Consider the following 20,938-nt stretch of genomic DNA (forward strand, 5'->3'; position numbering starts at 1 on the left):
AATTTGGCCCGAAACAGGGTGGTCAACATCTCCATAATATACACTTATAATTGATGATGTTAACTATTCTATCTTGTATTTCGTATTCTGGCAATTCTTTGTCCTTTAGTATAAGGAGAATATCAAAGTCGCTTATATATTCATATAAAATCCCATCTTTTGTATGGGTATCCTCCTGATAGGTTCCTTTTGCATAACTTCCATACAAAATTATCTTCTCTGGCAAAACGATATTCCTGATTACTTCTATTATCTTGTAAATTTGTTCTTGCTTAGTTTCGGGAAGATGAGCAATAGAAGTTTTCATTCGGAAAATGTATAAGTCCAAATATACAAAAAAGTCCCAGCGTCGTCATTGCAGGGACTTTTTGTATACACTTCATTGTCTATGATTATAGCTTTTTATTTCTTCAATAAAAAAGCTTAGCAAGCTTAGCAATAAATTCAACAGTAGGAACTGCACCTTTTGAGCATCAATCCGGCACCAATATAAAGGGGAAAACCCGAGTCAGCATCTCATCGAACCGTCAAATGAAAAGATTGATCCACATGGTACATATAATCCAGAATTAAGGGTCTATTACAAAAGAAGAGTAAGTGAAGGCAAAAATAAAATGAGTACCCTAAATATTATACGAAATAAGCTTATTGCCCGAATATTTGCAGTGGTTAACCGAGGAACCGTTTATGTGGGTCTGATGAAATATGCAGCTTAGGGCTTATCATCTTAACTCTTAAACAACTCACCTTATTTTGGACGGGTTCTGTCAAGCGAAGGGCGGGCTTGTGCGGCTGCGCTATTCATACACCCTTGACGGTTCCTGTCAAAATGAGAATTTTGTGTATAGATAGGATGAAAAATAACACTTGACAAAGTCTTAGAATACGGGCAAGCCACTAAAAAACAAAACACAATTGCCCGCTTGTGTAGCCTTTTTATCCGGGGCTATCTTTGCTTTACTAGTGAATGAGAATGCACAAAAAGGAGAATTCTGCTATGTGAAATCTCAATAAAGCATTTGTCCTTATATCTGATATATTTTCAATCTTTTAGCCTTTATTGATAGTTTGAAACATTCTGCATTAAGACTGAAATCTAAATGCGTTTTATAAAAATTTTTCATCCAATTAAGTTGCCAGTCATTGACATTGTAATGGTTAAATCTTAAGTCTGATAATTTAGCTATTACGCAGAAACCACCTTTCGCCGGTAGGCTATGAATGTTCCAAGCACCTGTTTCTAATACATCAAAATTATTATTTTTAATAATATGCTTTGGTCCCCAAAGTGAGGTGTCAATGTTGTCTATACATTTCACAATATGTGTGACAGATTTATCCAAATTATTGAAGCGATCATCAAACTTTTTCTGGAGCAGTAAAATATCTCCAACGTTTCGGGCGTCAAATTTTTTAATCCATTGCATCAGTGATCCTTTACAGTAAATAAATTCATCTATATCGATAAATGCAGTCCATTCTGATCTTTGCCCAAAATTTTCAATGTAATGAATAATGCATTCCTTTTGACCAAATATTATATTTCCGTTTCCATCAGTGGGCTCCCATTTAATATAGGTGATCATGTTACCATATTTGGAAAGTATTTTACCTAATAATAAATCCAATTCGGCATCGGAAATAAAATTTGTTAATTGCTTAAAATCATATTTATACTTATTTATTCCAGGTGAACTTCCGTCATAGCCTTGTGATTTGGAATTATCATATAAGGTGAATTTTCGAATACCCAGTGCAGCATGGTAATCAATCCATTCCTCTAGGAATAAAATATTTTCACGGAGAATGAAAATGGTATGAATGCTAATAGTCACTTCTAATTAGTTAATTAACTTTTCACTTTTGCATTATAAAGCCAGGATATAAATACCCATCAGTCAATACATTAGTAATCACATTTATATATTACTTACTTATAATTTAGTACGGATGAATGTTCATTACTAATGAAATTTGCTTAGATGTTAATCGATTCCCTCCTGTAAAAGGTTTTTTTACGGGGGTAATTTATTCTCTCCTGAGGTTCAATTCAATTTTTAAATTCTGGTGATTATTTAGGTTTAACTTCGATCACACACAATAACAATTCACGGTAGATCATTAATAATTTGTCACTCATGGTTTTGCTATTAAATTCTTCTATAATAGTATTATAGGCATTGTTAGAAAGTCTTGCACCAATAGATTCATCATTAATTAGAGTGGTTATAGACTTCGTTAATGCATATATATCCAACCCGCTGGAATCTTTACCTTTAACCATCTTTATTTTTAAACATGACGTTTTATCATGTAGGATGTTTTTAAAGCCCTCAATATCACTGGCAATAATAGGCAGTCTATGGGCCATCATTTCTAAAGCAACAAAACTATTTTGCTCATTTAAAGAAGGAAGAACCCCGATATCCGCGATGTTATAAATATTCGACAATTCACTTTTATCGAGGTAGCCGGTAAATAAAACCCTCGACCATATATCACTGCAACGACTTAAAAACATATCAAAATTACCATTGCCAACTATAATCAACTTAGTATTCTGATGGACTTTTAATACATCATGAAACGCATCAATTAAAAATTCTAAACCTTTACCTTGATTTAGCCTTCCAACATATAAAAGTATTTTATCTTTGTGATTAAAACCTAGTTTTCTCCTCATTTTTTTCTTTTTAAGAGAGGAGACTTGCGGTAGTATATTTGCGTTAAGGCCATTATTAATAATGATTACCCTACTGGGGGGTATTTGGTAGATTTCAATGACAAATTTATAAGCGTCATCCGTGAGGCAAATAACTTTATCGGCAATTTCACATAGCTTTTTTTCTTCTAATAAAGAATCAATTTTATGACTTTCTTTGTTGTCTTGCCGGTTGTTCCATTCAAGAATAAATCGCTCATAGTCGTTTTTGTAAAAAAATCTCCATAACAGGATATGCATCGTATAAACTACAAGGGCAGCGCTGTAATCTTTAGCCACAACGCCAATATTTGTCTGCATTACAGAATTGAGATGTAAAACGAATTTTTCCGACTTTCCAGTATGGCGACTGATGATTGTATAAATTCCCCTTGCGAACAGTAAAGGAATATGAAACTCACTTCCAATATCTGAATTACCATTAATTGGAACCGGGATATGAATATGGCTAATAGAAGCCTTTTTTGTTCGAACCACGCTATTATAGAGCCTCGAATTAATATGAACATAATTAAAATCAATATCCTTATCCTTAAACTCAGGTATTAAGTTATTTACATAACTACCTATTCCATAACGTTGAGTTTTATCTGTAGTTTCAATAAAGTAAACTTTCATAGCAATATAAATTTTTAATTACCTACAAGTACCAGCCGGATTACAGCCAATTCCAAGTATTTATGTAATTGATTAATTGATCCCGGGAAGAGGTGACTATTCTAAGGTACTCCTGGTAATTTTTATTTGCAACTACACCGGGAGGAAAATGAGAGTTGATTCCTCTGGGATGATCTAGATGAAATAATAAACCTTTTGTTCTAAATATTTGATATTCGAGTTTGGCAACCCGTTGAAATCTTTCCTTATCATCCGGCCCCCAGCCGTACAGGTGTTCATTTTCTAAGCCACAAATTATATAAAATGATTTGCTTGCGCCAAATACAGCACCAATCGAGTTAGGAAAAAGTAAGGTTAAACATTCAACATTCGACTCCAATATTTGAATAGCATATGTTTTAATGAATAAATTCCTGAATATGCCCGACACATTAAAGAACTTTCCATCATAGGGATAGACCAGCGAATTCTTATTTTCTCGAATTAATGTTGCAGCTTCTTTGATCTGTTCTTTTGAAATAACAACATCAACATCATAAATAAAAAAATTAGTTGTTTTACAATTTTTTATTAGGTGATTTCTATATCTCGTGGTATGTAAGATCTTGTTATCATCTTTTATGAAATCATATGATATTTCAGAGGGTATCTGAAAATTTATTCTGGATATCGAGTCACATTCAATTAAATGAATTTGGGTGTTAAAATTTGTAAGCAAATAGGTTATAACTGCTGCTAAATTTTCTTGTCTTTCTCTCGAGTCAATGCGTACAAGCAATAGAAATGAAAAATCCATCAAGTCACATTTAGCGTTCCCCATTATACAGCCATTAAATAAATGTGTTCGTCCATAAAACTAGATTGAATGTTTCCCCCAAAAATCGCTATCCCGGCATTGGTTAAATCACTAAAAGAATAATTTGCTTGATGAACTTTATTAAAAAATTCATATTGGGTGCCTTTCAGCTCATTTTCATAATATTTGTAAATATCCTGCTTCGACTGTCTAAGAAACTTTTTATTTATATATCTAAATATTTGACTCTCTCGAAAAGCCAGGCTAGACAGTTGAACACCTTTTAATTCTAAGTTATTTAAAACACGAAAAATTTTATTTTTTAAATTATTGTCACATTTGATTTTTGCTATGTCAAAAACGGTAGATAGAAATAGAAGTTTCTCAACAGACATATCCTTTTCGTGTGATATTTGTTCAAATAAGTTTAAATCGATAACCTCATTTATTTTTTCAAGTGAATACCCTTCATAAATTTGCGCTTCATAATTGCGAAGCAATATTTTCAAGTATGCCGAAACAATTCCATAATTAATTGAATGCATGCCACTAATCTTAAGTTTTATTTCCTCAATAGCTATTATAAGATGCTCCGTTATTACCAGCATATCCCACTCTTGATCAGCAGTTGTCTTGTCCTTTAATCTTGCCTGGAGATAAAAGCATATGGATATTGAATCCAAAATAGAAATTTCTTTGGACTTATTTATTATTCCAATATAATCGAAAATGCGATTGTCTATAAACGTTAATATCTCATCCCTATCCGCTTCGAAAAAATCTTGTTCAATAAGTTTAATAATCCAAATTCCTATTCCTGTAATTCCATCAAAATAGTCCAGTGCTGGTGATATTTCCTTACCCGCTTCTTCAGCCAGTAATATTTCCAATAAAGCGAAAGCAAAATCCGCATATTCTTGTTTTGGTGAGTACCGCGAAAGCATAAAGAAATAAACGGCAATTCCCATCTTTCCACCATTTAAACTATTGTTTTCAACATAACACGAATTGACCAGAAATGCATTGGTAATCTTATCTAGTAGAGGTTTGTTTTGATAAGCAAATTTTGGCATCATAAATAGTTAATAATAAATAATCAGTAGGAATTTGGTGAAATACAGTTATACCTATAAGATATAGCTGTTTTCGTTAGTGATTAATATTTTCGAAGATGTTATTCATCAATCTTTTTAGTACAGTTTGATTTTGTGTTATAATGCCAGCATCACCCATCATACCATCCCTTAGTATTAATAATTTGCGCGTGTCTGTTAAATTGTTTGGATTAAAATCTACCTCTGCAATATATTCATCTTCATTGTCCGCACTATTAGTAATGTATTTTATTTTGCCATGGAATATGCCATATTCTTGATAAGGATAACTTCTCAATTTTATCATTACCTCCTGTTGTTCTTTGACTTCGTTCAAGCTAGCTTTTGGCACCAACATTTCACCAAAAAAGTCTTGCCCACCCTCATATATAAAAAACAAAACCTTATTAAGTACAAGCTCCTGATTTTTATGAATTATTCCCGCGTAGGTTAAATGTCCGGTTTGTGATGCCACAACGTTAATCATCCCGGTATCGCTTTTAATAACAGCAAGTATTTGTCCTTTTTTAACCTCTTGATTATTATCTACTAACAGTTTGGCCAATTTCCCATACTTTACTGCTACGATTGTATGAGGTAAAGTAAGTGAGCGGATTTTTAATGTGGTTTGGACAACGTCGGGATATTGTATTATTTCTGATACCGCTAAAATTAATACCAATACAGCAAAAAATAAAGTAATCCCCCAACGCAATAACCACGAAGGGGGAGCACTGATAATTTCTTGTATTTCTTCGATATGTTTTTGCTTGTTTTCCTGATCTACAATATCCATAATTATTCACAGAAGTAAATTATACACCGAGTTCTAATTGATTTTTCACCAATTTAAAATATTCTCCTCTTAAATTGGTAAGTTCATTATGAGAGCCCTCTTCAATGATTTTGCCTTTATCTAAAACGATAATATTATCGGCATTACTTACAGTACTCAGCCGATGCGCAACAACTACAACCGTTCTTCCTCTACAGAATTCTTTTAGATTATCCATTATTATTCGTTCATTATTCGCATCCAAAGCATTCGTTGCTTCATCAAAAAAAAGATAATGGGGATTTTTATAAACAGCCCTAGCAATTAACAATCGTTGCTTTTGCCCTTGGCTAATTCCACTACCCGCCGTACCGATTTTGGTTTGTAATCCAAAAGGCAATTCTTCAATAAAATCTCCGATGTTAGCAATCTTTATTGCTTGTTCTAATTTCTCTTTCTCGGGAAACTCATCACCCACGGCTATGTTGGCGGCAATACTATCTGCAAAAATAAATCCGTCCTGCAACACAGTTCCACATTGACTTCGCCAGAATTTAAAACTAAGCTGGTTTAATCTGGTTTCGCCTACTCTAATTTCACCTATTTCAGGTTCAAAAAACCTTAAAAGCATTTTAAGAACGGTAGTTTTACCACTACCGCTCATACCAACAATTGCTGTCGTTTTTCCTTCAGGAATATGTAAGTTGATATTTTCTAAAACAGGATCATTGCCGGCGCCTGGATAGCGAAAGGTAAGCCTGTGTATATTGATGCTTTTATTGGCTGGCATCACGCTTACCCAATTTCTATCCGGCGATTCCTCATCTTCAATGTCGTGGATTTCATTTAATCGTTCCAAACTAATTTTTGCATCTTGATAACCTTGTATAAGACCGAGCATTTGCTCTACAGGACTGTTTACCTGGCCAACAATATATTGAATTGCCATCATACCACCTAATGTGATTTGTCCGTCAATAACAGCTTTTACACTTAGAAAGGTTATTAATATATTTTTGCCCTGGTTAATAAACATTGAACCTGCTTGTTGGAATTGATCAAGAGCAAGACTCTTTACTTTAAATTTAAACAAGCTGGCTTGTACGTGTTCCCACCCCCAGCGTTTTTGCTGCTCACAGTTGTTTAATTTAATTTCTTGTATGCCGCTAACTAATTCAATAATTGTACTCTGATTAGCTGAAAAATAATCAAATTGCTTATAATTGAGGTTACGTCTCCGCTTGAGAAAAATCACTATCCATCCAGTATATAAAACCGTGCTTATTATTGAAACGCTAAAAATAACCAAATTGTAATATGCCAGTATAACGATGAATATAACTAGGTTAAAGACGGAAAAAACTGCATTTAATGCAGTTCCTGTTAAAAAACTTTCTATCTTCTGTTGATCGCTCATTCGCTGCATAATATCTCCAGTTGTTTTAGTTTCAAAATAACTAAGCGGAAGTTTCATGAGCTTCATTAAAAAATCAGTGAGAATCGAAATATTAATTCGTGAACTAACATGAAGCAGTATCCATGATCTTATAAAATTAACACTGGTACTGCCAAAAAAAAGCATGACCTGCGCAATTAAAATGAGGTAGACGAAATTAAGATTACGAGTATTGATACCAATGTCCACTAACGATTGGGTAAGAAATGGAGTTATCAATGAAAGCAGCGAACCTACCGTCAGGCCAATTAATAATTGAATAAATAATTTTTTATAAACATAGAAATAGCGGAGGACGGACCACCAATTTGATTTAACCCTTTTTTCTTGATCTTTTTCAAAAAACTCTGGAGTTGTACCTAATAATAAAGATATCCCATCATGGAGCTCTTTATGGCTAAACCAATTTTTTCTAAATTGCTGATAAGATAAAGTGATCAGACCATCTGCGGGATCAGCAATATAAAACCTGTCTTTTTTCACTTTGTAAAGAATAACGAAATGGTTCTGCCGCCAATGAAGAATACAGGGTAATTGCACTTCCTTTAACTGATCAATAGTAAGCTTTACGCCAATTGTTCTGAAGCCAATTTGTTCCGCAGCTTCACTCAAGCCTAATAAATTAACCCCATTCCGTGTAATCTTGCAAATAGTTCTTAATTTTTGTATGGAATAATTCCGCCCGCAATACTTAGCCATCATACGAAGGCAAGTTGGGCCGCAATCCATTTTATCTTGTTGTTTATAGTATGGAAATTTCAATGCTTTATATAATTAACATCCTATATCATTAGGTATTGTTTTTTTGAGAATCCATCTGAAGATTTAATTAAAAAAATTGAACTCTTATATCTCATATGTATTTATTTATAGATGTCCTAAATCTTTTTTTTCAAGTAATAAGGCCCTAAAAATTCAAAAAAAATTACAATTAAAGGTTCAGGAGTTTTGCTTAAAGCATAAGGAATATCCGTAATCTCCATTAGCTAAGATATAAAAAAGTTGTGTCATTATGTTCTTGTCTTTATTCTTTCATTAGAGGAAAGCCACTGGAAGCTCAAATCTAACTTCCAAATAGCTGCACGGTTTAGCCGTCCTTACCAATATCGGGCATATATACCAGTCAAAATATATTTTGCACGATTATACATGTACATTATTAAAGTTGTGTCCTTTTATTTTCTTCAAGCCCTACGCAATACAGCCTTATACTTTCGATATTTAGATTATCAATATCTGTAAAAAAGAAATCAGACTACAATTGGAATATATAACAAACGAATTTATAACATTATTAACGGACTTAATTTTATGCCAGATCATTTTTAGCTACTTTATTTGGTTTTTCATAGGGTTATCTAGTATATTTACCTTATAAGCATTTCTGTCCTAAGCGATAATGCTTTTGTAACCTTAGCCTAATGAAAAAAGATAATATCATAAGTGTTTTGCATTTACTTATTAAGGAGTTGCACATTCCCGTAACTAGTCAAAGCGTAGAAGATGAACTGCAAAAACACCCTGAATTTAACAGTCTATTGGGAATTAGTGATGTATTAAACAACTGGAATGTCCCTAATGTAGCCTACGCACTAAGTTTTGACGAGTTAAGTGATGCAGATATCACCGACCCTTTCATCGCATATTTATCTGAAAAGCAGTTTGCATTGGTGCATAGCTTAGATAGCAAAAAAGCGATTGTATCTGACGAAACCTGGAGCAGATACGTTTTACCTATTGACGAATTTAAGAGAAAATATGCAGGAACTATATTGGTTGCTGAGAAAGATCACGATTCCGGAGAGAGAAATTACGTAGCAAACCGGCAGAAAGAGATAGCGGCAAAACTCCGAATTCCATTTGTTATAACTAGCTGCATAATCTTTACGTTTTTTTTCATTCTTCACAAATCCGATAGATATGATTTTAATGGAGATGTGATTTTTTTGAATGCTATTAAATTGCTTGGTTTAACTACTACAATATTATTACTTATCCAAAGTGTGGATGCTACCAATCCACTAATACAAAAACTCTGTGGTGGTGATGATAATGAAAATTGTAATGCCATATTATCATCAAAGTCTGCTAAAATAACCGATCAGCTAAATTGGTCGGAACTAGGATTCTTTTATTTTTCAGGCACCTGGCTGGCATTATTTTTTATTGGTGATAACAGCGTGATGAGAGTTTTGGCCATCTTAAATTTAATGTGTCTGCCTTATACATTTTATTCGATTTATTACCAGTGGCGGATTGCTAAGCAATGGTGTAAATTTTGCTGTGTTGTACAAGGTTTATTATGGCTCGAATTTGGCGGCTTTCTTCCTTTTTTAATGAATACTATAAAGTTGCCTAGTTTAGCAGAGTGGGCTAATTTGATAATTACAATGATGATTCCTATCATATTATGGATATTTGTCAAACCGTACATAGTATTATCTGGGCAAGTTCAGCCATTGATACTACAGCTGCGAAATTTTAAATATAGCAGCGATCTGTTCAACAAGATGCTCCATAGTGGAGCTAAGTATAGTTTGCCCAAAGAGGAGTATTCGCTGATTATTGGTAATCGACAAGCAGAGCATACAATCACGATGGTTTCAAATCCGTATTGTCAGCCTTGTTCAAAAGCGCACACCGCAATGGAATGGATTCATAGCCGGAATGATGTCAAACTGCAAGTTGTTTTTGTGGTCAATAAAGATGATGATGACAAAAAGGTGGGGGTTGTCACCCGTTTGATGTCACTACAGTCGGAGCAAAATGATTTGTCGTTAAAATTTGCACTTGATGATTGGTATGAAAACAAAAATTACGAAAGCTGGACTAAACGACACCCAGTCAAAAACCTTGCCTCTTATTCAGAAGCGCTACAAAAACAAAGTGAATGGTGTAGCATAGCAGAAGTTGCAGCGACTCCGACAATATTTATTAATGGGCGTAAGCTTCCTGCAAATTATCAACCCGAAGATATAAAATATCTTATTTAGAGTATTTAACAATATGAAGATGCCTGCCTTCGGTAAAACAGGATAGGGAAAGCTGCAACCCAATTAATAGAGGCAAAAAACGCGAGAAAATGAAAAAACTAAAACTAAAACTTGATGGCGTTAAGGAAACGCTGACTAGGGACCAAATGAAGAAAATTTATGGTGGTTATAGCGATTGCGCTGGTTGTTGTTGTGTGCATAGTTGTGGCGGTACCGACTGGGATTGCGGATATTCCATGGCTAAAGCGAAAAGCGACGCAGCCAAGGAGGGTAAATGTTGGTGCTGTGACTCGTGCTCTGCACCGGCTCCTTGTGAATGTTGAAATTAGCGGGGTCATAGGATTTCCTGTGACCCTAAGTTGTTGATTTGTTTAATAGTCTTTATTTAGATACACAAAACGTTCATATGACAGTCATTAATGTAAATTTTATCTATTTATTGTTTTTTATTTTACCGGTCGCGGTAGATGCGCAAAATGTGCAGCAGAAAAGTGCCCGTGTCCCAAGTACTGTAAAAGTCGACGGCCTTTTACAGGAGTGGGGAAGTCTTCAGGCGAATAATAGTTCAAATAGAATACGTTACACAATTAGTAACGACGACGACAATCTTTATCTTGCCATACAATCTTCTGGTGTATGGTGCAATGCTAAAATTGCACATGGAGGTATAACGTTAATTATCAGCCAATCAGTAGATAAAAAGATTAGAGAGAAAGCTGCAACAAACGTTTCTATCACTTTCCCTGTGATTGACAAAGCAACGGCTTCCGGTATAAATGCTAAGCAATATGGATATTTTGATATCGCCGATGAAAAATCAAATGATTCCAAAAAAAAGATGGACTCTTTGTACAATGCTGTTAATCTATTGGTAAATAATTCATTTAAAGAAATAAAAATTATTGGAATAAAGGATATTGACACGCTGGTTTCTGTTTACAATACTTATGGAATTAAAGCTGCTGCACAATTTAGTAAGCAAATGTTATATTGCTATGAATTAGCAATACCATTAAAATATCTGGGGCTTACAATCGATAATCTTGTACCATTTAGTTATAGCATCCGATTAAATGGTCCAACATTTGGAAAGCGCACTTCCACAAGAAAAATATATAATACGGAAGATCCGAATGACGTACCTACGACTGAATTATCACCAAATTTTGATGGAAGCAAGGCAATAAATCCTGAGTCCTTTTATAAAAATTATCCTTCAAGTCTTTGGGCTGAATATACATTGGTAAAAGACAATTCAAACAAATAGTATCTCCATTTATTCTTTAACCTGACGGTGTGCTGGCAGATAAAAAAGCAGACCGTGGTTTTTATCTGTGGTAAAATGGTTTGCTAAATATACGGCTTATGCAAGAATAAGAATACAATCCAATGGATTTATAGCAACACGGGTTCAATATACAGACATTTGAAATCTTAATAATGATCCGTTGAATACTTAATTCGCCAAATTCGATTAATGGATAAAGCTACCATCACCTCTCCTATGCATTTCTTTGCCATTTCGTGTTGGTGTGCCACCCCATTTTTGTAAGTTCAGAATCAATCCAAAAAGAAAATATCTACTTAGAGAGTTCGATGTGGTATTGATTACCTGTTGCGGAGTCACAATTTGCTGGACAAAATCATTTTGATGCAATAGGTCAAAGACACTAAATGTTAAAGTTAAGTTCTTTTTTGCCAAAAATTTGCTTTGTAATCCAGCATTAATTACTAACGGGTTAGTGTTATAACCTGCTATTCCACTAATGTAGTTTTTGGAAATATTACAGTTGAATTGAAAGGTGCTTAAAAAATAAACTCTAGCGTCAATAACAAATGAAGTTCTGCTATATGTAGTCGGGCTTAGATCGTAAAGCGACGTGAATGTCTTGCTTAGATCAAAATTAACATAGGGGTTTATTTGAACATTTTCATTCGGATTTATTTTTGATCCAAGGCGTTCATTAAAAGACCATCCTGTCGTGTGATATAACAGATCGTTGCTCATAGCGCTTGTTATATTATAGGTAACATTACCATTTAATTCTACGCTGTATTTGTAATCTTCAAGTTGTTTAGAAATATCATATCTGCCAGTCACCGATTTTGTTCCGTTAAGATTTACATAATGAATTTCATTAATACTTTGATAGGTATTTTTACTTGTATCGGAATTATTAAGAACAAGTGGAATACGCTTTTGTAATATGTTAGTAGATATTTGATCATCAACATTCGTTGCATTCAAATTCAAGGATATGTTAATTTTAGAGTCTGGTATATATTTGTTGTAGTATGCATTAACAGAATTGTTAAAAGAAGGTCTAAGGTTGGGGTTGCCGATTACTATATTTCGGGGGTCAGATTTGTCTGTAAATGGCTGAAGATAAAGAAAATTAGGCTCGATATAACCACCTGAATAGCTTAATTGAAATCTTTCTGTTGGTGATAGAGCATATTGGAAACGAAATGACGGTATAATTCTAAAGCTGGAACGTGAGGTGCTTATGTTCAATTCTGTGTTATCGTCAATTTTGGTGCCTCCTATCGAATAAGTAACAGCAGCTGTTCCGATTGTTAAATCAAGCTTCTTGCCATTATATCGGTAATTCATTGTCAAATGTAATTGTGTTGTATTATAATTATAAAAATTATCTAAATTGGTTAGTTCTTTGAGGTACCCATTAGACAATACTGTATCTTGAACAAATGCGGATTTGTTATAAGACTGTCTCAAATCACCTCTAAATTCTAACTGCGAAACGATACCTATAGGCTCGACATATGTTGCTGTGGTTTGAAGTACAAAATTTCTGTTTTTTTGCTTCGTCAATAAATTTACAGCTGAATCTTTTAGCAAAATATCCGATGTACTATCCGAGTAAAAACGGTAGTCTTTGTCAGTTGCTCCTTTTACAGTTGAATTTTGATCGGAAGCACTTAATTGTAAAGATAAATTCCTTCTTGGTTTTTTAAATATATGAATATACAACCCAGTAATACTATAGTTGCTCTTTGTGCTCAGATCCGAACTTGTTCCAATATCTGTATTGTGTTCAAAACCTGTCGTATAGTCATTTAAGTAATCTTGTGTTCCAGTATTATTAATGGCAATATTAGAATAACCAAACGTTGAATTTAACTCTAAAAAATTAGCACTATCTATGTTAAATTGAACCTGAACAGCAGCTTTTTGGTTTTTACTGTTAACTAGTGATGTATTATGTTCATCAAAATTACTAGGGCCAAGACTCGTGTAATTTTGCCCATAATCATTATTTAAAGCTGTATTATTTGTGAAGTCATAGCTGTAACTGCTTACAATTTGAACGTTCTTTCCTAATTGATCTGCGTAACTAAATATTGGTCCTCCTAATTTGGTATATCCAGGGCTGCCGTTGGCGCTAGTTGAAATTTCATCATTAGCGGTTGTTGCGCCAATCTGATTTGGCACTGAAGCGACACCATTCACAGTATTCTTAAAGTCACCTATTATACTTAGTACTTTATCTGCATTTATATGTTGCAATGAGATTTGCCCGTCATACCTGTCATCATTTCCCACCTGTCCACTCGCTTTAACAATCGTACCCAATGATTTGTCAGAATAGGTGGCCACATTCAATATTTTTTTGGGGTCACCTTCTTTAATGCCTGTACGGGCAGCTTGGTCACCATAATCATCAACAATTTGCACTTTCTCAACAATATCTGCAGGTAAATTTTGTATTGCTTGTGCAACGTTGCCTCCTGCAAATTCTTTTCCATTTAACTTTACACCAGTTACTTGCTGGCCCTGATATATTAATTTCCCATCCATACCAACATCCATGCCCTCCATTTTCTTCAATAACTCATCCAAGGTGGCATCCTTAGGTACTTTATAATCTTTGGCGCGATACTCAACTGTATCTTTTTTATATAAGATACTTGGTGTCCCATTTATAGTTACCTGTTTTAGTTCGTGGGGCTGGGCTTCAAGAATAATTGGGTCCAACACAGAGTTACTTTTTTCCTCATTAAAAAAATATTTCTGTATAAATGTTTGTAAACCTATAAAGGAAACGGTGATATTAAATGTTGCAATCTTTACATAGTTAAAAACAAAAATGCCATCATTATTAGTGGTAGTTATTAGCGTGTCTTTCCTTGATTTAAGAATTACCTTGGCGCCGGGTAATGGTTGACTATTCTCGTCTTTAACAATACCGCTTACTTGATGCGAGATTAAAGGTATTGGTTCAGACGGCAATTTATTTCGGCTTGGACTTTGTTGGCTTTGAGCGGATAGCTTGCATATGGACATAAACATAATCATAATTGCAAGTATTAGTTTCATATTATAAAAATTACCTATTGGTATCGTTTGACGTTGCAATTGCTCTGTCGACTATTGTTAACTTAAATTTCAAGTAGATTTGATATGCCCATTATTTTGATGGACTCTCTGAAATCTACCATTTTATGATTTGGCTGTCATTATTCAATTATGGTTAAAATTCGGTTAATTCTAAAGTATAATTCTAAAAAAATTAAATTCGACCTGTGCATGAATATTTGAATCGTTGGTTACCCCATACTAAGTATGAAATTAAATCTGTTAGAAAGACTTGACCAAGATTAAGATTTATGCATTTGCTAACCGAAACTTACTTAGCCGACTTAGCCTTCTCTAAATTTTCCTTTGCAGCTTTCTGCTCTTTATCCGCTTGCTCTGCCTGGGCTTGAGCTGCCATAATCGCGTCCTGCTTTTCCATTTCTTTTTCTGCCTGCTGGTTTAAGCTCTTCGGGTCGTCCGCTAACTTTTTTTCAATGGTTTTAGATACTTCAGGATACAGCGCTTTAACCAGCCAGAAATTATAGGCGTCATCGTTTAGCCTGTCATTTTGGTGATTTAAGTATAAAGCCGTACCAACGGATAAGGATGTAACCACAAAGCATAATACTAAACCGATAATCAGGCTTTTTGACCAGGCCCCGAAATGATGACTGGTTTTTACCCCTATTACTTTGGGCACGGTTGTTACCAGTCGTTTTACCTCGTCGATCTGCTGCTGGATCTTCGCATCGTCATACCGTTTATTAGCCGTTTCAATGCGTGAGGCTATCTGGTCTAATGTTTCTTTGTATTGCTGTAAAAAAGTTTTCAAGAACTCCGGCATTTCAGTTTCTACAACGGCCATCCGGTTAACGAAACCCTGTATCAATTCTTCCAGCATCGTTACTTTTTCCTCTAATTCTTCATTTTGCATAATTCTTCATTTTAAATTTCATTCAATAGTTAAATTGATTCCTACCTGCTTACCCCCTGCGAGTGGGACTGCTCGGCTTCATGTTTTTTCCTTTTTCGCCGGGCTATATCTGCATCGCCCATTGGGTCTGGGGCGGCTGCGACAAATTGCGGCTCTAATAGAATTTGCAGCAAGCCTTTACCACCATCGGGACTATGGCGGTACTCTGAATGTACACTTTGCCGGATGGCCTCCCGTAACTGGCTGGCCAGTGATGACTCATTGGCTTGTCTTGCTGCATGGTATTGTTGTACCTGCTGATTGCGGTTTAAAGTCGCATCTATCTGGACATAGCTCAAACTTCGGTCTATGGCAGAACCTTTTATTTTGATGTCTCCCTTTTCAAAAGAAACTCCTTGTACCTCGCTGGTACCACTACGGAATTTATAAGCGATGTTAATGTCCTGTTTTGCCAGTGCCGCTTCCAATTCTTTCCAGGTGGTTGCCGTTTTCATTGCGGCCTTAATTGCATCATAAAGTTCATACCTGATCTTCTCTTTGCCTTTCAAGGCTTGGCGGTTTACCTGTTCCTTGCCTTCGCCCAAATGGTAGCCATACTTCAAGGTGATTTCCTTACAGGCTTTCACATTTTTAGCGAAGTTGTTTTTATCGCTAATTGTCTTACCATTATTGTCAACGCGGTTATAGATCAGGTGCAAATGGGGGTGATCCCGGTCGCTGTGCCGTACCACTACAAATTGCGTATCACGGATACCTACTTTTTCTAGGTACTCCTTGGCCCGTTCTACCATGATCTCATCACTCAGTTTGTCTAAATCTTCCTTACTCCAACTCAGCACCAGGTGACCGACTGCTTTCCCCAGTTCCGGCCTCATTTTCCGTTGCAAATTAAAGTCGTGCGCCAAGGTACCGGCGTTCTGCATCCGCACACCCTCTGCTGCCAATATCTTAGCTTGCTGCTTATCCACCACGTAGCGGATACAGCCACCGAAGCTTCTTCCCGTAATTGGCTTACCCATCATGGCTACTGATTTTGGTTAATATTTCTTCGATCTGCCTCAGCATAGCTTGGCATTTTAGAGCCAGGGAGAATAGTCCTGCTACGTGTGCCAGATGCGTGAGCTGATTAAGGTTATTAGCCAGCCCTGCCAGCATCCTGAACCAGCCGCTTTCTTCCGGAGTAAAACGCGGAAAAACCTTGGCGCTTTTAGCAGCCCTACGGAACCATTCACTCGGTTTCAGTCCGGCATTTTTCGCCCTGCCTTCAATCAACATCTTTTCAGTAGGCGTTAATCGTATCATCAAAAGATCGCTCCGACTGATTGTTTTCTTTGGCCGTCCCGGTGTTCGCCGCTTCGGTAAATTGTTTTTTTCAGATGTTGCTGCCATGTGCTTATTCCTTCCTTATTCTTAAAAAAAACAGACCAACGGGAGCGAGTTCCGGATCATCCCTTTAGGGTGTATCCGGGTTTTTGTATAGCAAAAACATTAACTCGCTCCTTACAAGTCGTAAAATATGCTGTGATATATACAGCTATCTGTATATATGGCTTCGCCATACGTGAGTTCAAACCTTTGGTTTGTTATCCTTATCGATACGCCGCCATCAGAGCGGCTGTGCAGGACTGCGTTCAAAAAGCAATTGACTTTTTGAAGGGCTTATGATAGCCTTTAAGGGTGTCAATTCAATGGCCTTGCCATTGATGAACCAAGCGGTTTTAATGCGCTCCATTGGCCTTAAAATACCTTCGCTTTTTTACCATTGGTTGTCAGATGCTGTAACGCATCTTCCCTGATCTCATCCGCCGTTTTCTTCCGGCCAGACTTAATCCATTCCATTAATTCCGAACGATAGAAATAAAGGCGCTTCCCGCGCTTATTAACAGGGAGTTCTTTACGGCATACTTTGCTGTAAACAGTTGGAACAGCAAGATCTAAAAATATTGCAGCCTTGGCAACGGGCATAATTTCGTCTTGCTCCGGCGACTGTTCTTGTTGCTGAAGTAAAAGCTGTTCTATGATGTCCAGCTTTTCTTGAATCTTAGTTACCGCCTCGGGTAACTGGTCAAAGGTGAGTGTATCTTTCATTGCGCATTAATTTTGTTTAATGCCGCAATGGTAGGGGCTTGTTTTGCAGGGTTACAAGAGGGTAAGCAGTAACCCTGCACCTACCCCCTTATTTTTTTGTTATTTTTTGTTACGTGATGCGGGAACGATGAAAAATTTGTCTTCTTTTCGTTCAATTTTGAGGATGGGGGATTTGCAGGGGCGGGTCTTTTCGGAGATTAGGCTATGTAAATAGCCCTCCGGTAATTCCCTGGGTTCGGATTGAGGGGAAAGGTATAGGAATTTCGGGGCTATCCATCTTTCGAGGTCGATCATCCGGCAGCCTACAATCAGATTGGCTTCTTTGAGTTGTTTAAAGGCATCGGCCAGTTGGGTAGCGGAACCACGGAACAACAAGGGCTTTACCGGGGCTTCGTCATATAATAACAGTTGCTCCAGTGCCGGATAATCTTCAGGAACAAAATAGGATTTTAATAAGTCAAATAGCTGCCCGGCTGCTCCCTCCCTGAAGGTCGGATAATATCCCACTATTTTAGCAGCGGTCAGCTGTTCTTCACTTACCTCAGCCTCGTCACTTATTTTCGGTACTACCGATATTTCCGGTAAACCGGGTTTTTCGGAATTAGGAATTGTTGAAGTACCGTTAGAAGTTTCAGACTTTGCTTTTTCCACTTCCCGTTTCTTTCTTTCGGCATCCAGCCATTCTTTAAATTCAGCTTCAGACCTTTTTGGTTTAATGGCGGTTTCGGTAGCGTTGATCAGTTCCATTAAGAATTTTTCCCGAAGCTTGACCGATTCGCCCAAATCCTCGCCGAATTTGCCGCTTACCTCGATCTCTGCGTTGGCAGGTTTTAGTCCGTTGACGATAAACAAATATTCTAGATTGACGGAAAAAATAAAAGAGCGGTTATAAACCTTCGTCATTTCGGAATGGTGCTCGTGGTAATTCCTCCAAAAGTCCTTAAACCGGTCGCGGACTTTGGCAAGCTCGGCCAGTTGCAGCCTGATGCGCTCTTTGTCCAATGTCACCAGGTCGATAAAAGCCATATCTTTCAATACCCGTAATTCACTCCGGTAAGAAAAGGAATCATAGTATTGGGTCTGATGGCTCAGGTCGTAAACCTTAACATGGCTCTTTTCATTCGTTCCCCATTCCATGTGGATATCGTCCTCGATCACACGCAGGTCGAATGTCTGGATGCGGATTAAAAACTCTTTCAAATGCTGCATAGGCGGGCATAATTAAATAAGCAAATTTAATAAATTGACTTTAAACATAAATAAGAATCGGAATTTGCACTCCAAAATTTATAGAAAATCGTAGTGGCAATTGGTGCACAGAAATGTGTTTATTGTTCTGGTGGAATAATATATATCTTTCCACATCAGGTGAAACAATATTTAATACTATTTATATTAGCAATCAAAACAACTAAATTGGAAGAAAAGATCTGGTACGAATTGCTGCATACTAAATTCGGTGATTGTTATCTGAATGTTTATTTAGAGTCTCAAAAATCAATTAAAAAATGGGTAAAAATCGCGACCTTACTGTTTTCCTCAAGTGGAATAATGGGTTGGGCGTTTTGGAAGGATGCTCCGATTGTTTCTTGTATTGTTATCACTATTATTCAACTATTCAATTTAGTACAGAAACAAATCATTCTTTCAGATATTGAAATAGCACATATTGCAAACTTGAAGGGGCTGTTCTTCAGTCATTTTAATAAGGTTGAAAAGTTATGGGTAGATTATAGGGCGGGACGAATAACCGAAGAAGCAGCTTCAGAGTCGTTCTACAAACTTCGTAAAGAGTATGTTAAAATTGAAAAGCTTGACACCAAACTCAACGTCAAAGAAAGGGATTATCTAAAAAAGAGAGCAAAGAAACATATAGATGCGTATATAAGCCAATATCATAATAATTAAAAAGATGAGTAAAGAACAAAAGCCTAAAATGAGTTCAATTAAAACTAAAACATTTTCTGTGCCTAAAATTGAAAATCCTCCACCTCCGCCAAAGAACCAAAACAAAAAAGTTAAATAGTCAACTAATCAACAGTTAAATAGATGAGCAAGCAACAGCCAAAAACACAACAGCAACCAAAGATAGATTGGAGCATTCCAATAGAAAAAGTCAGAGGATCCGTGCCCAAAATGGAAAATCCACCTCCGCCCCCGCCGAAAGTCAGCGATAAATGATTGCAATTATAAATAGTCGTTAAATAAAATGGAATCTGATAAAAAAGGAATATTTGAGATATTAAAATCATTGCCCATACCGGAAATTATAAAAACTAATGCCATAACAGCATTTGCAAAGGGTATAGGTAAAATTATCACGTCGGCGTCGGGTATTCCCGTGGCTTATTTTGACTCTGTTGCCAATGAATTACAAGCAACGAGCAAGGCACGTATAGCTTTAATTGAACAAGCATCCAAGGAAGCTTCAAAGTTATTTGTGACTGATTCATCGTTAGCGAATAGAGCTTTAAGCTATTTTGGAGACAAAATCATTGGAGCTCAAAACAATAGAGAATCTATTGCGAATAAAGTCTTCAATAACCTCAGTGCGATAAATATATCAGACAGTGAGAGATCAAAAGAGATTGACGTAGACTGGCTTACTATGTTTTGGAATCTAGCTGAGACAAAAACTAAAGAAGATGTACAAGAAATTTTAGCTAAGATTCTTACAATGGAAATAGTTAAACCAACGAGTATTAGCCCTAACACACTTCAATTATTAACGGTATTAACATCCAATATCGGTGATGCCTTTAAACGCTTATGCAACATATCGATTGATGATGGGGAGCGTTGTTTTGTTATCCATCCTAACATTTTTGCATTTCAAAAAATAGGTCCACTGTTCGACTATGATGTATCTTACGACGATCTATTCGAATTAGACGGGGCTGGTTTGATCAGATCAGCTGAAACGCTTATGTTAAACTACTCTGCAAGTGAACAGCCTGAATTTGAGGAAATAAACTTTGCCGGACACAATGCGAGATTAGATATTTCTGGACTTCAGCTTAATTTGATTCAATTTACCAAATCCGGCAGAGAACTACGTAATTTATTAGACCTCTCACCCAATCAAGCATATCTAACTGCTTTACAAAATAAGGTTAAGGATGCATTTATTTATCCAATATAAAT

18 protein-coding genes are annotated in these 20,938 nt (G+C 36.1%); 5 read left to right on the plus strand and 13 right to left on the minus strand.

Annotated elements, in window-relative coordinates:
• Nucleotides 1-22 precede the first annotated feature (22 nt).
• Entirely contained in the window at nucleotides 23-307 is a 285-nt protein-coding gene (locus BLU33_RS16980) for a nucleotidyltransferase domain-containing protein (RefSeq protein ID WP_091375656.1), read from the minus strand.
• A 182-nt stretch (nucleotides 308-489) separates the two neighbouring features.
• On the opposite strand from BLU33_RS16980, the gene BLU33_RS25710 reads away from it, so the two are divergent.
• On the plus strand, nucleotides 490-573 hold the full coding sequence (locus BLU33_RS25710; RefSeq protein WP_394331799.1) for a hypothetical protein: 84 nt from the start codon (nucleotides 490-492) through the stop codon (nucleotides 571-573).
• A gap of 452 nt (nucleotides 574-1,025) precedes the next feature.
• Here BLU33_RS25710 and BLU33_RS16990 read toward each other — a convergent pair whose 3' ends face one another.
• The 6 genes from BLU33_RS16990 to BLU33_RS17015 all read right to left on the minus strand — a co-directional run bounded on the left by BLU33_RS16990 (nucleotide 1,026) and on the right by BLU33_RS17015 (nucleotide 8,223).
• Nucleotides 1,026-1,835 (minus strand): glycosyltransferase family 92 protein, encoded by an 810-nt coding sequence (locus BLU33_RS16990; RefSeq protein ID WP_091375658.1) that lies wholly within the window; start codon nucleotides 1,833-1,835, stop codon nucleotides 1,026-1,028.
• A gap of 236 nt (nucleotides 1,836-2,071) precedes the next feature.
• Nucleotides 2,072-3,340 (minus strand): glycosyltransferase, encoded by a 1,269-nt coding sequence (locus BLU33_RS16995; protein WP_091375661.1) that lies wholly within the window; start codon nucleotides 3,338-3,340, stop codon nucleotides 2,072-2,074.
• A 40-nt stretch (nucleotides 3,341-3,380) separates the two neighbouring features.
• Complete coding sequence (locus BLU33_RS17000) at nucleotides 3,381-4,160, minus strand: glycosyltransferase family protein (RefSeq protein WP_091375663.1); 780 nt, start codon at nucleotides 4,158-4,160, stop codon at nucleotides 3,381-3,383.
• Nucleotides 4,160-5,212 (minus strand): hypothetical protein, encoded by a 1,053-nt coding sequence (locus BLU33_RS17005; protein ID WP_091375668.1) that lies wholly within the window; start codon nucleotides 5,210-5,212, stop codon nucleotides 4,160-4,162. The genes BLU33_RS17000 and BLU33_RS17005 overlap by 1 nt, the downstream gene beginning before the upstream one ends.
• Before the next feature lie 73 nt (nucleotides 5,213-5,285).
• Entirely contained in the window at nucleotides 5,286-6,026 is a 741-nt protein-coding gene (locus BLU33_RS17010) for a biotin/lipoyl-containing protein (RefSeq protein WP_091375670.1), read from the minus strand.
• 19 nt (nucleotides 6,027-6,045) lie between these two features.
• Entirely contained in the window at nucleotides 6,046-8,223 is a 2,178-nt protein-coding gene (locus BLU33_RS17015; RefSeq protein ID WP_091375673.1) for a peptidase domain-containing ABC transporter, read from the minus strand.
• A 659-nt stretch (nucleotides 8,224-8,882) separates the two neighbouring features.
• Between BLU33_RS17015 and BLU33_RS17020 the strand changes: the two genes are divergently transcribed.
• On the plus strand, nucleotides 8,883-10,454 hold the full coding sequence (locus tag BLU33_RS17020; RefSeq protein WP_091375676.1) for a vitamin K epoxide reductase family protein: 1,572 nt from the start codon (nucleotides 8,883-8,885) through the stop codon (nucleotides 10,452-10,454).
• Nucleotides 10,455-10,860: 406 nt separating this feature from the next.
• Nucleotides 10,861-11,721: a hypothetical protein gene (locus BLU33_RS17030; protein WP_091375681.1), complete on the plus strand. Its 861-nt coding sequence runs from the start codon at nucleotides 10,861-10,863 to the stop codon at nucleotides 11,719-11,721.
• A 207-nt stretch (nucleotides 11,722-11,928) separates the two neighbouring features.
• Here the strand turns inward: BLU33_RS17030 and BLU33_RS17035 are convergent, their stop codons facing one another.
• The 6 genes from BLU33_RS17035 to BLU33_RS17060 form a co-directional block, all read right to left on the minus strand.
• Nucleotides 11,929-14,793 carry a TonB-dependent receptor gene (locus BLU33_RS17035; RefSeq protein ID WP_091375684.1) on the minus strand — a complete coding sequence of 955 codons (2,865 nt, stop codon included), beginning with the start codon at nucleotides 14,791-14,793 and terminating at the stop codon, nucleotides 11,929-11,931.
• 310 nt (nucleotides 14,794-15,103) lie between these two features.
• Nucleotides 15,104-15,706, minus strand: coding sequence for a hypothetical protein (locus tag BLU33_RS17040; RefSeq protein ID WP_091375686.1), 603 nt, complete (start codon nucleotides 15,704-15,706; stop codon nucleotides 15,104-15,106).
• A 41-nt stretch (nucleotides 15,707-15,747) separates the two neighbouring features.
• Nucleotides 15,748-16,728, minus strand: a complete 981-nt coding sequence (locus BLU33_RS17045) for a relaxase/mobilization nuclease domain-containing protein (protein WP_091375690.1) — start codon at nucleotides 16,726-16,728, stop codon at nucleotides 15,748-15,750.
• Nucleotides 16,718-17,095, minus strand: a complete 378-nt coding sequence (locus tag BLU33_RS17050; RefSeq protein ID WP_091375693.1) for a MobC family plasmid mobilization relaxosome protein — start codon at nucleotides 17,093-17,095, stop codon at nucleotides 16,718-16,720. Before BLU33_RS17050 ends, BLU33_RS17045 begins: the two co-directional genes overlap by 11 nt.
• A 348-nt stretch (nucleotides 17,096-17,443) precedes the next feature.
• A complete protein-coding gene (locus BLU33_RS17055; protein ID WP_091375695.1) occupies nucleotides 17,444-17,794 on the minus strand; it encodes a helix-turn-helix domain-containing protein in 351 nt (116 codons plus the stop codon).
• 99 nt (nucleotides 17,795-17,893) lie between these two features.
• Nucleotides 17,894-19,003 (minus strand): hypothetical protein, encoded by a 1,110-nt coding sequence (locus tag BLU33_RS17060; protein WP_091375698.1) that lies wholly within the window; start codon nucleotides 19,001-19,003, stop codon nucleotides 17,894-17,896.
• Between the two features lie 207 nt (nucleotides 19,004-19,210).
• Here BLU33_RS17060 and BLU33_RS17065 point away from each other — a divergent pair, with 207 nt between their 5' ends.
• Together BLU33_RS17065 and BLU33_RS17070 are read left to right on the plus strand one after the other, a co-directional pair.
• Nucleotides 19,211-19,702, plus strand: a complete 492-nt coding sequence (locus BLU33_RS17065) for a hypothetical protein (RefSeq protein ID WP_157682200.1) — start codon at nucleotides 19,211-19,213, stop codon at nucleotides 19,700-19,702.
• Between the two features lie 301 nt (nucleotides 19,703-20,003).
• The gene (locus tag BLU33_RS17070) at nucleotides 20,004-20,936 is read left to right on the plus strand and encodes a DUF2806 domain-containing protein (protein ID WP_091375704.1); all 933 of its coding nucleotides are present in this window, start codon (nucleotides 20,004-20,006) and stop codon (nucleotides 20,934-20,936) included.
• The last annotated feature ends 2 nt before the right edge of the window (nucleotides 20,937-20,938 follow it).

Source organism: Mucilaginibacter mallensis (genome assembly GCF_900105165.1).
Lineage (GTDB): Bacteria > Bacteroidota > Bacteroidia > Sphingobacteriales > Sphingobacteriaceae > Mucilaginibacter > Mucilaginibacter mallensis.